We start from the raw sequence: 15,003 nt of genomic DNA on the forward strand, positions 1-15,003 counted from the left end.
CTATACTTATGAAACATTCTAAAATCTACCTAAGTGCCATTATTATCCTTTGTTTGGGAATGATGAGCTGCACATCTTGTTCTAATGATGACAATTCTAATCAGGATAGTGATAACAATAGTGACGAAATAGTTGTAAATGTGAACCCAGAAAATTTTACAACAAACGGTGTTAACTTAACCATTGTTCCCTGCACACTCTCAGATGGCACAAATACAGATTGCTATCAGATTATCACAAACAGTACTCCGTCTGACCACGAGATGGGGCCTTGGTGTCCAGATAACATAGCAGATGGAGCAGACGCGGGAGGGATCTGGTTAGAAAATGGCGAAGTTTATGATGTAGATGGCGCTTTTATAGAAAATATGGCAGCCTTTTATGAAGATGATAACTGGTTAATGTATGATGAAAATGGTGACATATACGTAACAGACACAGAACAAGATTGTATAAATGCAGCAAACCCTGCTGTGGGTGAAGAATATGAAAATTTTTGTGTAGAATGTTTACCTTCTTATATCACAGATATATCTCAAACATACCTAATACCTATAACTCCAGTATTACAAAATACTTCTACACTTTTTGCTACAGGCCCAGGAGGACCTCCTGGACAAAATAGTGCACCGTCTACGCGAGGTATCGCCCTTAACGGAGTTGAATTTTCTGCACCAGCACCAGTAGATAATATTTTAGGAGCTTATACATTAGCCCCATTTGATGATGCGGGGGGTCATATTAATGTACACCAAGGATATCACTATCACGCAGCAACGGGCATTAGCCTAAAAGTAGAACAAGAAGATGGTCACGCCGCACTTATAGGATATGCACTAGATGGGCACGGAATCTATGAAAATAAAAATCAAGAAGTAATCGCTGCTTCAGATCTTGATGAGCTTCGCGGTCATACAGATGTTACTAGAGGTTATCACTATCACGTAGATAACGCAGGCAACAACAACTTCATAAATGGTCTCAAAGGGGCTTATGCAAACTAAATTTAGAATTATGAAAAAGTTTCTTCTTTCGACTCTAGTGATTTTAATAACATCAGTGAGTTTTGCACATCAAACAGAGGCCTCCACGATTATCTTAGCAGAAAAGCAAAATGATGTATGGGTATTACAAATTAATGCTTCTCTCACTGCATTTCAGCAAGAAATAAGGCAAGCATATGCCAGCACTCCATACAAGACTCCAGAGGAGTTTAGAGAAATGGTTTTAAATCATATTACACAGAATCTTAATCTAAGTTTTAATGAGAATCAAAATTACATCCTTACTGATGGTAAAGTGCAACTAGGTCACGCGACAAAGGTATTATTTACGTTAACTAAGGTCCCTTCTAATCTTGAGACTATAGACTTAACTAACACGCTATTTAAGAATATACATAACAGCAAGAGTGCTCTACTTATACTTAAAGAAGACTTTAAAAAAACAAAGTTTGTACTTAATAAGGATAATAATTACTCGCTATCGCTTTCGGTAACTGAAGATGAGTTTATAGATATAAATATTCAGAAAGCTTCGATGGGACCGGTATCATTTCTTTCTATACTTGGCATTGTTATAGCTATAGCTTTCCTAAGCAAGAAAGTATACAAGCGCGCTTAGACCTAAGAATAAAAAAGCGTTATTAATAAGAAATCCTCTTAGTATAAAACTAAGAGGATTTCTTTATTGTATAAATATGACGCATCAATTCTATCCTTTCACTTGAGAAAAAACATAAAGCATTTCTGTTGCAATTTGTGTACTACGCTCTAGGTATTTTTCCTTTTGCTGTGGAGTGCCGTCATACACCTTAGGATCTTCAAATGTAATAGGCACACGCTTTTCTGCACCGGCTACAAAGGGACATCCACCATCTGCTTGTGAGCAGGTCATTATTGCTGCAAAGCCAGCACTAGGATTAAAAGTATCATCCAGCTTTTTTGAAAACCCTATAACAGGGTGCTCATTTTCTGCAAACTTTATTGTGTAAACAGGGTTATCACCACTAGAAATAGTCTTTACTAAAAAACCTGTGTTTTCTAATGTTGTGGCAACTACCGGAAAAAGAGCTGTACGCTCCGTTCCGCCAGAATAACTACATACCTTCCCTATCTCAAAATAGTAAGCCATAACCTGTGCCCACACTTGAGCGAGATGACTTCTTCTAGAGTTATGTGTACATATAAAATTGAGTCTTATAATCTCCTGCTGCCTGTGCTTTTCTTTAACAAATGCTACTAACGGTTCAAGCGTCTCCTTGCGCTCTTTTGTAATACTATGTATATCTAAACCCTCTATAAAATCATTGATCTTTGGATATAGCGTTGATACTGTTGTGGTCATATAGATTTCTTTTTAAAAATGTGATTAACAACACGTACTATTAGGCCCACAGCAAGAAGAGCTTGTCTCTGCGACAATCTCAACAGCTGGCTCTACGCCAGGTATACCGCATTGATCTTTTGCTAGACAATCTGTTTGTTTTGAAGTAAGTAAAAAACTTGATCCATTAAAATCAAGTCCATATTTACCTATGGTGCTCGCTTGATACTCTACTTCTATCTCTAGATCTTCTATACCTAATATCTTTTCAGAAAGCTCAATAATATTTACCAACTTTTCTGGATGTAATCTATGGTCATAATCATCTGCATTCCATAGTTGGAAATTTACTACCTCCTCTTTTCGAACAGTACCACCGCAGTCTATAAAGTGTTTTGACACCTTACCTACCTCAGTCACGTGAAAATGACTTGGCACTAATTCTCCACTTGGTAGTTGGAAAGAAATTGTCTCCAACCCATTAAGTACATTTTTTACTTCTGACAGTTTCATAATTCTATTTGTTTATTGCGATTATACGATTAATGAGAATAATTTTTTTTTAGCAACAATCTGTTGCGAGAATATCTTGATCTAAAAATTGCTGCATTACTTCTTTCATACGTGTCCAATTTTCTGAATTGATACAGTAGCAAACACTCGTACCCTCTACATTACCTTTTATTAAACCTAAATTTTTGAGCTCCTTAAGGTGTTGTGAGATGGTAGGTTGTGCAAGACCTATTTCATTTACAAGGTCGCCACATACACAACTATTTATTTTAAATAAGTGCTGCAATATCGCTACACGAGCAGGGTGACCAAATACTTTTGAAAAAAGTGAAATCTGGTTTTGCTCATCTGTAAACATTTCGGTTTTTGTTAATCCCATCTTCTTATATTATTTGATTGCAATATTACGATTAATAAATAATACATACTCATTATAGTAAGTTAAAATTCCTTTTAGGATGAAATTTAATTATCACTTCAAGAAAACCACAAACTCAAATTAAACAATTATAGTAGGTAATAATTTGCAATAGCGTAAAATTTACGCCAAAATATTGCGAGTCTTATAATTATATCTATATTTGAGATACATAACTGGTAAACCAATTTGGAAAACCAGTTTAAAAAATTTAAATGCAAACAGTAATCACCCTACAATGTATACTACACGCTGCACGATATAGGTCTATTATTATCTTCTTATTATGTGTAGCTAGTATCTCTTGCTCGTCTACAGATGAGGGAGATAATGGCCCTTTTACACCTACGCCCCAAGTAGAAGATACACAAGGCACTACAGATAGTGAGACAGATACTAGCCAGTATGCCCCAATAGATTTTTCTAACTGGAAAGTGACACTACCTGTTGATGAAAATAATAACGGAAGCCCAGACGAATATCAACCAGCACAACTAGTTGATTTTGGGTATCAAAGCATAGAGGCAATAACACCATTTATGTATGATGATATTGAGGATACCTCACTCGTATTTCACGTGTATCCAGCTTCATCTACAGCAAATAGCAGTTATTCTAGAACAGAGTTAAGAGAACTCATAAACCCTTCTAATTCGAGAGATAATTGGACGCTAACCCAAGGTGGTACGCTCTCTGGGACTCTTAAAATGGAAGACATATCTCAAGATGCTAACTCAAGTAACGACTATCATCGTACCATCGTAATGCAAATACACGGTATCATATCTCAAGAAGATATGGAGACCCACGGCTTTAGTTCTAATAACGGCCCACCTCTCTTAAAAATGTATTGGAAAGACGGTTACATCTGGTCTCATAAAAAATCACTAGTAGATGAGTCTACAGAGGGAGATGCTTTACTAGACACCTCAAGCGATACTTGGGAAGACATAAAAGACAATATGGGTTATGTGGGGTTTGAACCTTTCAGTTTGAGCATTACAGCTAGTGACGCCCGTTTAGAGATACAGCTCAACGATCAAAGTCCATTAATCTATGAGGACGTGAGTCTAGAAAAATGGCCTTTTGAAAACTACTTTAAAGCAGGTAATTATTTAACCAGTACAGACGCACAGGCTTTTGCCACGCTTAAGTACTATAATATAGAGCTTACACATTAATAGTACGCTTTCGCGAAAGAACTCTTAAAACATCAACAATCACATTATGTATAAACATCTCATACTTCTTTGCTTACTCGTACTTTTAAGCGCCTGTAAAGAGGCAGCACTAGACGCAAGCCAGACCGTTACTACCATAGACCAGCTCAACACAGCTATTAAAAATGCAGAACCCGGAGATCATATTGTGCTTAAAAACGGTGTCTGGACAGATGCTGCCATAAAATTTTATGGTGAGGGTACAGAAGCAAATCCCATATCTCTTACAGCCGAAACTCCAGGTGAGGTTATCTTAGAGGGTAACTCTTCAATCAAGCTGGGCGGGTCGTACTTGCACGTGAGTGGTTTACATTTTAAAAACGGATTTACGACAGAAAAAGCGGTAATAAGATATAAAATAGACGATTCAAAAATTGCTTATCACTCTAGAGTGACAGACTGTGTGATAGAAGATTTTACAAACCCAGATCGAGATAGTAAAAACCACTGGATAGAACTGTGGGGGCAACATAACAGCTTTGACCATAACTACATCACTGGCAAAACAAACCAAGGTCCTACCCTGCGTGTGATGCTCAAGGGTAATGAAAATGTAAATACCTTTCATCAGATTAAAGACAACCATTTTGGCCCACGCCCTAGAAAAGGAGGTCCACGTGCAGAGACGCTGCAACTAGGAGACAGCTATACCTCTATGACACCAGGATATGTAAATGTAGAGCACAATTATTTTGAACGTTGTAATGGTGAGGTAGAGATTATCTCTAGTAAGAGCAACTACAATACATTTAAAAACAATGTGTTTTTTGAATCTGAGGGTTCACTGGTATTGAGACACGGTAATTATGCTACTATAGATGGCAACGTGTTTTTAGGTAATGAAAATTCAGAATTTATAGGTGGTATACGTGTCATAAACACGGGCCACTGGATTGTAAACAACTACTTCTATAACTTAAAAGGAAACGAGTTTAGAGCACCGCTTGCCGTGATGAATGGTATCCCAAAATCTCCACTTAATCGTTATAACCAAGTGACAGATGTTGTGGTTGCACATAACTCTTTTATAAACTCAAAGACGCCTTGGCATTTTGGTGTAGGGGCAAATTTAAGTCAGGCAGAGGTATTACCCGCTTCAGAGATTAGATCTGCCAGAGCAGAGCGTATGGTGGTAGCAAATAATCTTATATACACAGATGCGCCCACTGCCAGTGTTGTAAAAACATATGACTCCATAACGGGAGTGACTTTTAAGAGCAACTTTATAAATGTAAAAAACACGAGCGATTATAAGACAGATGGTATTATTACAAAATCGTTAGACCTATCACAAGGTGACAACTTATTTTCTGCGCCTCAAGGAGCGCAAAATGAACTTTACAACGGTTTTGATTTTGACCGTATAGATCAAGACTTATTAGGCAACAGCCGTGACGAGTCTAACCGTGCCGGAGCTATTGTTTCGGTATCAAGTAATCATAAAGAATTGCTAGATATCTCAAACTACGGGACCTCTTGGTTTAACACCAGACCAGCGCAAAACGCCCCAGAAACAATAACAGTTTCGACAGAAGCAGAACTGGCAAAAGCTATAAAAAATGCTAGCCAAGGCACTACCATAGATATAGCACCTGGCACTTATGAGGTGGATGGTAATTACGCTTTCGCGAAAGCGGTAACCCTACAATCTAATGCAACGAATAACAGACCAGTGATTACTTTTAAAAACGCTACCAAAGGTTTTGAACTACAACCTAGAGCAAAGCTTAAGCTTTCAAACATTATACTTAAGGGTGATAAGGGTACAGATGCATTTGCAACCCTAGAAAAAGGGATGGGCCAGGCATATGAATTATGGCTAGATAATGTTGAGATAGATGGTTTTAAAAGTGTGTTAGAAACTAGTAAAGCTTCGTTTGCAGATACAATCTCTATTAAAAATAGTACCATAAAAAACACTGCAAGAGGTATCCAACTTAATAAGGAAACTAATGACAAAGGAGATTATAACGCGGCTTTTGTTTTTGTAGAAGATAACAACTTTACAAACGTAGGGATGAATGTGCTAGACTACTACCGTGGTGGTTATGACGAATCTACTATAGGCGGTAGCCTTGTCGTGCGTGGCAATACATTTACACAATGTGGCGCTCAAGAGAAGAGTAATATCTTATTAAAAACGAGAGGAATCGTAAACGTAACTATTGCCGAAAATACCTTTACAAATAACCCTATAAAAACCATTGCAGTATTGTGGGGTGAAAAAGGACAAGAACCTGTGGATAATAAGATTTCAAATTCTGGAGAGATTAAAGTCGTGCAAAACTTAAAACTTAAGTTAGTTTACTAATGTTGCAACCTTTTAAAAAATACGGGGTCCAGCTATGCTTCTTATTACTTACCCTATCGGGATATGCACAGCATATTCCTTCTGAACGGGTAATTGCTATAGATGATATATACCCATATCTCAAAACTAGCGTACAAAAAGATCTAGGAGAAGTTTCTCAGGCTGGTCTCGCACTACATTTTAGAACTGTTTTTGCCTCTCGTTATTTTTATGACTGGCACGAGACAGACACGCGTTTTGAAGAGTACAAACGTCTTTACCCAAAGATGGAGACATATCACAAGGCTAGAGCTCAAGATCACCTAGATAAATTTGATGATAGCACGTTTTGGAAATTACCTTTTAACTATAAAAATGGAACTCCTATTAATGCATATGGTTTAAGACACCTTGCTAGGCAACATAAAATGGTAGACATTGCTTTTTTATACCGCTATGAGAATAAAAACCCATCTTACATAGACTATTACACATCGCAACTAGGATCTCTTAATAATGCTTTAATTACTAATAGTTTTGAAACCATAAATGATGGTAATGGCGTGTATGAATCTTTTAGATCTGGTTATCGCATTTTAAACTGGCTTCAAATACATAATGGATATCTGGGAGAAGCAGCGTACACAGACAAACATCAACTTAATACTATAGCCACACTACTTCAACACGCAGCACATTTATATAAAAACAATAAAGAGTTTAAACCTGGCAATCACCAGACCAGAGGTCTCTCTGCACTGGCTATGCTTGCTATAATATTAAATGACTTTAAAGATGCAGATGTGTGGTATACACACGCAATGTCACTTCTAGAAGAGCATCTTAAAAGAGAGATTAATAAAGATGGGTTTCAGTTTGAACGTACTATACATTACCACCAGAGCGACATAGACAACTATTTTTATGTTTACCAATTGGCTCAAAAAAGTAATATGCCCGTAAGTACACTATGGGAAGACAAACTCAAATCATTATTTACAACGCTCACCAAAATTGCCTATCCAGACGGAAGCGCTCCTGTACTCTCTGATGATACAGATACGCCTTGGGCAGAAAAAAATGACATCTCTGGGACACTTACACTAGGTTACCTATTATTTGATGATCTAGTAATGGGGCATTTTGCAAAGCAAACAGTACAACCTAAGTATTTATGGTACCTAAGCCGTAATCAACTAGAAGGATTAAAATCTATAAAAGCAAAACCACCAAAAACAAAGTCATATGCTTTTACAGACACAGGTTATTATATAATGAGAGGAGGCTGGAAGGCTAGTGATAAAATGCTCATAATATCTGCAGGTCTAGATAAAGACAAGCCAGACCACCAGCACGGAGATATGCTAGGTATACAAGCAATGGCAAATGAGCACGTAGTTTTACCTAATTACCAAGTACGCTACTCACTAGATGACCTAGAACTATTTAAAAATAGTGAAGTAAAAAATGTCGCGCTTGTAGACAGCATACTTCAAGGTAAAGACTACACATCTAATAAAGGAGGAAGTGGTTTTGGTAAATTTAAAAGTCTTCCAGAACCTAAGGTGCTGGGGTGGCTCTCTAACGAATCTATAGATCTTTTTATAGGCAGCCACGATGGCTTTGAGGAAAAAGGGGTTACATACACAAGACAAGTAATCTCTGTAGAAGATGATTTTTGGATCGTGAAAGACAATTTTTACGCTAAAGAAGCACATATCTATAAGCAACAATGGCAAGGTCACTACACCACAGAAAATGGTGACGAACTCTTACGTTCTAATTTTTCTAACGGAAGCGGTCTAGATATTTACCAACTCAATAAGGTGGATCGTGTAACTACTTCTGGAAAAAGAGGAAAACAATGGTCTACCATTTCTAAAGAAGGAGAAGCATCACATAGTTTTATTACTGTACTTTATCCTTATAGCACATATGACACCCGCATACGAGAGACTGATAAAAACCCCTCTTTAAAAGGGTGGTCACTTCATAATGGCAGTATAAAAATACTATCTAAAGGAAACACCTCCATTTACTTTAATATATCAAAAGCAGTTGTTGACACAGTAACTATAGATATTCCAGAAGGGGCAGATATAATGACTCAAGTAAACAATCAAGAATTAACCATCACACTACTAAGTGGCAAAAAAGTAGCGATTATTGTCACTCAAGATGCTATTGATACAAACTACACATTACAACCTGCAACAGAGGTAACTTATAAGATAAAGTAACTATTTATGACACACTTTAAACACTTAAAAAAAGCTATACAGCTCATCGCAATTGTAATGGTTGCTCTCTCTTGTAAAAATCAAGATCAAACTAATATAGTAAGTGACTCAGAAAATGTTGCAGATCACCCTAAACTAATGCTTACCTCAAAAAGTGTAGATGATATCAAAAGTGCATTAGGGAGTGTACCATTATTTGACAAATCGCTTGAGCGAGCAAAGCAAGAAGTAGACGCGGTAATAGCAGAAGGTATACAAGTGCCCATACCAAAAGATATGGCCGGTGGCTACACCCATACTCAACACAAAAAAAATTATGCCACTTTACAAAAAGCAGGTGCCCTGTTTCAAATTACAGGCGACGCCAAATATGCAGCGTTTACCAGAGATGTACTACTAGCATATGCAAAGATGTACAAGTCACTACCTCGTCACCCGCAAGAACGCTCATATGCCCGCGGAAAAATCTTTTGGCAATGTCTTAATGATGCAAACTGGCTTGTGTATATGAGTCAGGCGTATGACGGCATACGAGGATGGATCACAGAAGAAGAACGACAGACCTTAGACAATGAGTTATTCCGCCCCTTTGCAGATTTTCTATCTGTAGAAACGCCACAGTTTTTTAATAGAGTACATAATCATAGTACTTGGGGGACGGTAGCTGTAGGTATGATAGGCCTAGTGATGAATGATGACGAGCTTGTAGATAGAGCTTTATACGGCATAAAGGACGACGGAATAGACAGTGAAGCCCTTGACAATGATGGCGGAACGATAAAGGCAGAAGGACAGAAAACCGGGTTTTTGGCAAATCTAGATGAGCCATTTTCGCCAGATGGTTATTATACAGAGGGACCTTACTATCAGCGTTATGCGATGTATCCTTTCTTAGCTTTCGCGCAAGCGTTAGAGACTAAAAAACCAGAGCTCAAGATATTTGAATACAACGGTGGTGTACTTATTAAAGCGGTAGATGCCCTACTAAACCTTACAGATGCAGATGGTGAGTTCTTCCCTCTTAATGATGGACAGAAGGGAATGTCATACCAAACGGCGTCCCTAGTTTCTGCGGTAGATATTGCATACTATTATGGTAATCAAGACCCGAGATTACTATCTGTTGCACTACAACAAGATAATGTACAGCTAGATGCCACAGGCCTTGCCGTTGCTCAAGGTATACATCAAGGCAAAGCACAACCTTTTATAAAAGAGTCTATGCTCTTACGTGACGGAGCAAAAGGTGATGAAGGCGGTGTAGCTATATTACGTGCAAATTATGAGGGCGGCACAATGGCACTTGTTATGAAGAATGCCGCTCACGGGTTAAGTCACGGTCACTTTGATAAATTATCGTACTCCTTATATGAAGATGGTGAAGAGGTATTACAAGACTATGGCCTGGCGCGTTTTGTAAATGTAGAGCAAAAAAATGGTGGAGGATATCTTAAAGAAAATACAACTTGGGCAAAACAAACAATAGCTCACAACACCCTTGTACAAGATGAAACCTCTCATTACAAAGGTATATTTAAAGAAAGTTCAAAACATCACCCAGAGGTAACCACTTTTGAAATAAGCGACCCAAACATTCAAGTTGTAAGTGCGGTAGAGGCAAATGCCTACCCTGGCACACAGTTTACTCGTACTATGATGATGGTAACGCTAGACCATCATAAAAAACCGTTGCTTATAGATATTCTTAATGTGACCAGTGATAGCAATCACAAATATGACCTTCCACTCTATTATAAAGGGCAGGTAGTGGCGACTAACCTTGATTTAAACACTCCACCTCAACTCAGCCCTCTAGGCACACAAGCAGGTTACCAGCATATCTGGAAAGAGGCTACAGGCATCCCTAGTACAGAAAACACACAGATTACCTGGCTAGATAACAAGAAATTTTACTCGGCAACTGTTCTCACAGAGGGTAAAGACCAGTTCATTTTTGGTCGTGTAGGGGCCAGTGATCCAGAGTTTAATTTACGTCGCGACCCTATGCTTATACATCGTCGCAACAATATGAAGAATGGTCTTTTTGTGCAAGTAATAGAGTCTCACGGCACGTATAACCCAGTGACCGAAAAAGCAGAAAATGCCTATGCAGCTATTCAAAATATTAAATCACTAGCGTCACCTCAGGGGTATACAGCCCTCGAGCTTACCTTACAAAACAAAGACCGCTATGTAGTGATTGTGGTAGATTCCGCTTTTGCGAAAGCGCAACACAAACTAGAATTATCTAACAATACATACACCTGGAAGGGTACATATTATTTCAAACAACTTAAAAATTAAACATTATGGAATCATTTGGATCAAGTAAAGAATTTATACAAGGCGCAGACATTGAGTGGGAAGTAGTAGGTGAAGGCGTAAAACGCAAAATTATGGGCTATGACGATAAGATTATGCTCGTAAAGGTACATTTTGAAAAAGGAGGAATAGGACCTATGCACGAGCACTACCATTCTCAAGTAACTTATGTAGAGAGTGGATCTTTTGATGTTACCATAGACGGTAAGACTCAGACCCTTAAAGCTGGAGATTCTTTTTACATTCCGCCACACGATTTACACGGAGCTATTTGTACTGAAGCAGGGGTGCTTATTGACGTTTTCTCACCAATACGCGAAGATTTTATGAAATAGTTAATATTTTAACACTCTTTTTTTTGCATTAACAATTTATTATCATCATATTTGGTTTTCCAAAGTGGTAAACCAGTTTGGAAAACCAATAAAAAAAAGGACAGCTGCGACACTGTCCTTGATAATCACTTCTGGTAGGAAGTATAAATAAACTTAGAAAGTCTATTTGCTGTAAAAGTAGTAAAACGCATACAGAACCTATAGCACTTAATGTTTTTCTGAGGATTATTTAAAAAACAAATTAATTAAATCTTAAATCATTAATTATGAATGTAAAAACTAAGTTTTCCTTAGCCTTTTTTCTTTTATGTGGTGTATTGCTTTTTGGGCAAGACGCATATATTATAAAAGGTACCGTAGTCTCGGAGGAAGACAATGCTCCTATTCCTGGAGTGAGTGTAATTGTACAAGGTTCTCAAAACGGAGTCTCAACAGATTTTGATGGTAATTACCAGCTGTCTGTATCGGTTGGTGATGTCTTACAGTACTCGTATGTAGGCTTTGCTTCTAAGATTGTTCCTATTACTGGGCAAACTGAAGCAAACGTGAGTCTTAAAGTAGATGCAAATGCTCTTGAAGAGGTAGTTGTAATAGGTTATGGTACACAATCTAGAACAAAAATTACTGGAGCTGTAGGTAAAGTAAAAAATGAAGATCTAGATCAGATAGCTGTAGGTACGGCAAATGAAGCCCTCGTAGGTCAAGTTGCCGGTCTTAATATACAGGCTACGGAAGGCGAAGCTGGATCTAATGCTACAATAAACATTAGAGGTGTAGGATCTATTGCTGGAGACAGCGGGCCTCTTCTTGTAGTAGATGGCGTAGTTCTCGATGCAGACTTCCTAAACACTGTAGATGTAAACGACATAGACTCTGTAGAAGTTCTTAAAGATGCAGCATCTGCCGCTATTTATGGTTCTAGAGCTTCTGGTGGGGTTATTATAATAACCACTAAGCAGGGTAAAGAAGGTAAAACGGTTTTTAGTTACAACACCTTTACTGGTTTTAAAGAAGCAAGACAGAGTGATGCTTATGATATAAGCGTAGCAGCATCTCACGCTAGAGAGCTTGCAAATACTGGAGAACTTTCTCTAAGGTCTCAATATAGAGAGCTGCTAGGTATAGATGAGTCTTGGCAAGATCGCATTTTTGACGGCGGACAGATAGAAAGTCACTCACTGAGCGCAAGAGGTGGAAGTGAGAAAACAAAATTCAACACCTCACTTTCTTATGTACACGATGAGGGAGTACTTATTACAGATGACTTTAAGAAATATAACTTTAGACTTAAAGTAGATACTAAAGTAAATGACAACTTCTCTTTTGGGGCTAACCTTGCTCCTTCTTATACAAATAGAAGACGTTTTGATGGATCTACTCACGATATTTTAAGACAACAACCGTGGTTACCTATTTTTCACGATGCAAACTCTATTCAATATGTAGATCGCAACGTGTATCCAGATGTACAAATAGGTGATTATGCAAGAGAACGTCACTTTGATAATTATGATCTCTTTGGAGATGGAAGTGAGCTAGTGGATATAAGTACTACAAGTAACCAAAACCCTGCTGCAAAAGTATTAGAGCGAGATCGTACAGATAAGCAGTTTAGAATGTATGGTAACTTTTACGGAAAGTACAAGATTGCAGAAGGATTAAACTTTAAAGCTACTCTAGGTGGTGATTACCAGTCAAGAAAGCAACGTCGTTACCAAGGAGTAGAAGCTAGTCGTAACGGTGCATCTGCCGCACAACTAGATTTAGACAACTTCGAGCGTATACATATCCTTACTGAAGCATTACTTACTTATGATAAATCTTTTGGGTCGCATAACTTAAGTGCACTTTTAGGAGCATCTGCTGAGAAGTGGGATCGCGAGTATACTGCGGTTGCTGTAAACGGATTTTCAAATGACCTTTTACAAACTCTAGGGGGTGGTACAACGGTAATAGAAAATGTATCATATAATACTGAAGAGCGTTTACTTTCATTTTTTGGACGTGTAAACTATTCTTATGAAGATAAATATCTTGCCTCTGTAAGTTTAAGAGCAGATGGACACTCTTCTTTTGGAGTAAATAACAAATATGGTTACTTCCCAGCGGTATCATTAGGTTGGAACCTAGCGAGAGAAGATTTCCTCAGCGAAAGCGATGTAATAAGTAACTTAAAACTTAGAGCTAGTTACGGTTTTACAGGTAACAAAGACTTAAGCTTAGGTAGCGGTCTTATATCTGATAATATTGAACTATACCCATCACTACAATTATATGGGCCTAATTCCAGTGTCTTTAACAATGAGGTTGTAAATGGTCTTGCTCCTATAAATGTTGCAAACCCAGATTTACAGTGGGAACGCTCAAGCGAGGCAAACGTCGCTGTAGATTTTGGGTTATTCCAAGGGAGAATCTCTGGATCTATTGATGCTTATAACAAGACATCAGACCAGTTATTACTTAATGTACCAGTTTCTACAACTACAGGATTTAGTGAAGCATTAGCAAACAGAGGAGAAGTTGTTAATAAAGGTATTGAGATTGAGCTACGCACACGTAATATTACAAATGAAAACTTTACGTGGAGTACTACAATACTCGCATCTACTAATAAAAATGAACTAACGGACTTTGCCGGAGCAAGTGGACTTATTACAAATGTGGATAGCAAACGTGCTGCAGAGTGGATCACTCTTGAAGGACAGCCTATCTCTTCTTTTTACGGTTATGTAGTGGATAGAGATATCCCGCTTGAATTTATAAATGATCCTTATGCAGTAGTAGGTGGTGAAGCACAAGATGTTTATGTAAAAGATTTAAATGGTGATGGACTTATAGACGATGAGGATAAAACAATCATAGGTGATCCATTTCCAGATCTCATCTGGAGTGTTGCAAATGATTTCCAAATAGGTGATGTAGATTTTAGCTTCACACTACAAGGAAGCTGGGGTGCAGAGGTAAGAAACATTGCAGACCAGTATATCTTTAATCAATTTAGTAGTCGTGAGGATTTCAATACTGAAACAACTCCAGATCAACAATTCATTAAAGAGAAAATTTTTACTGATGATATTATTTCTGACGCATCATACGTAGCACTACGTACATTGAGCCTTGGATATACATTTGATAAAGATCTCATCTCACGTGTAGGTTTATCTCGTGCTCGTGTATATGCTTCAGGGCAAAACTTAATGTACATCACTGCAGATGGTTACACGGGATGGAACCCAGAATCATACCAAAATGAAGGAGCTCTCAATGTAGGATACCAACGTGGAGGATCGCCTATCGCTCGAACAATTTCGCTAGGAGTTAATTTAGAATTTTAAGAAAG

The 15,003-nt window shown here is 37.9% G+C and carries 11 protein-coding genes; 8 read left to right on the forward strand and 3 right to left on the reverse strand.

The window, feature by feature from the left end; genetic code table 11:
- Positions 1-8: 8 nt before the first annotated feature.
- Together ABVM49_RS03200 and ABVM49_RS03205 are read left to right on the forward strand one after the other, a co-directional pair.
- Positions 9-1,004, forward strand: a complete 996-nt coding sequence (locus ABVM49_RS03200; RefSeq protein ID WP_405203001.1) for a YHYH protein — start codon at positions 9-11, stop codon at positions 1,002-1,004.
- 10 nt (positions 1,005-1,014) lie between these two features.
- Positions 1,015-1,623 (forward strand): hypothetical protein, encoded by a 609-nt coding sequence (locus ABVM49_RS03205; RefSeq protein ID WP_405203002.1) that lies wholly within the window; start codon positions 1,015-1,017, stop codon positions 1,621-1,623.
- A 90-nt stretch (positions 1,624-1,713) separates the two neighbouring features.
- Here ABVM49_RS03205 and ABVM49_RS03210 read toward each other — a convergent pair whose 3' ends face one another.
- Genes ABVM49_RS03210 through ABVM49_RS03220 form a run of 3 tightly spaced genes read right to left on the reverse strand, consistent with a single transcriptional unit; the run spans position 1,714 to position 3,217 of the window.
- A complete protein-coding gene (locus ABVM49_RS03210) occupies positions 1,714-2,346 on the reverse strand; it encodes a low molecular weight phosphatase family protein (protein WP_405203005.1) in 633 nt (210 codons plus the stop codon).
- 24 nt (positions 2,347-2,370) lie between these two features.
- On the reverse strand, positions 2,371-2,838 hold the full coding sequence (locus tag ABVM49_RS03215; RefSeq protein WP_405203006.1) for a DUF6428 family protein: 468 nt from the start codon (positions 2,836-2,838) through the stop codon (positions 2,371-2,373).
- A gap of 49 nt (positions 2,839-2,887) precedes the next feature.
- Entirely contained in the window at positions 2,888-3,217 is a 330-nt protein-coding gene (locus tag ABVM49_RS03220) for a helix-turn-helix transcriptional regulator (protein ID WP_038598747.1), read from the reverse strand.
- Between the two features lie 254 nt (positions 3,218-3,471).
- Here ABVM49_RS03220 and ABVM49_RS03225 point away from each other — a divergent pair, with 254 nt between their 5' ends.
- The 6 genes from ABVM49_RS03225 to ABVM49_RS03250 all read left to right on the forward strand — a co-directional run bounded on the left by ABVM49_RS03225 (position 3,472) and on the right by ABVM49_RS03250 (position 14,998).
- Positions 3,472-4,437, forward strand: coding sequence for a polysaccharide lyase family 7 protein (locus ABVM49_RS03225; RefSeq protein WP_405203008.1), 966 nt, complete (start codon positions 3,472-3,474; stop codon positions 4,435-4,437).
- 46 nt (positions 4,438-4,483) lie between these two features.
- Positions 4,484-6,787: a chondroitinase-B domain-containing protein gene (locus tag ABVM49_RS03230; RefSeq protein ID WP_405203010.1), complete on the forward strand. Its 2,304-nt coding sequence runs from the start codon at positions 4,484-4,486 to the stop codon at positions 6,785-6,787.
- Positions 6,787-9,006, forward strand: a complete 2,220-nt coding sequence (locus ABVM49_RS03235; protein ID WP_405203013.1) for a heparinase II/III family protein — start codon at positions 6,787-6,789, stop codon at positions 9,004-9,006. Before ABVM49_RS03230 ends, ABVM49_RS03235 begins: the two co-directional genes overlap by 1 nt.
- 6 nt (positions 9,007-9,012) lie before the next feature.
- On the forward strand, positions 9,013-11,310 hold the full coding sequence (locus ABVM49_RS03240) for an alginate lyase family protein (RefSeq protein WP_405203014.1): 2,298 nt from the start codon (positions 9,013-9,015) through the stop codon (positions 11,308-11,310).
- Positions 11,311-11,315: 5 nt separating this feature from the next.
- Positions 11,316-11,663 (forward strand): cupin domain-containing protein, encoded by a 348-nt coding sequence (locus tag ABVM49_RS03245; RefSeq protein ID WP_038598735.1) that lies wholly within the window; start codon positions 11,316-11,318, stop codon positions 11,661-11,663.
- Positions 11,664-11,929: 266 nt separating this feature from the next.
- On the forward strand, positions 11,930-14,998 hold the full coding sequence (locus ABVM49_RS03250) for a SusC/RagA family TonB-linked outer membrane protein (RefSeq protein WP_405203016.1): 3,069 nt from the start codon (positions 11,930-11,932) through the stop codon (positions 14,996-14,998).
- Positions 14,999-15,003 lie beyond the last annotated feature (5 nt).

The sequence above is a fragment of the Dokdonia sp. LLG6352-1 genome, from assembly GCF_045055815.1.
In the GTDB taxonomy this organism is placed as follows: Bacteria; Bacteroidota; Bacteroidia; order Flavobacteriales; family Flavobacteriaceae; genus Dokdonia; species Dokdonia donghaensis.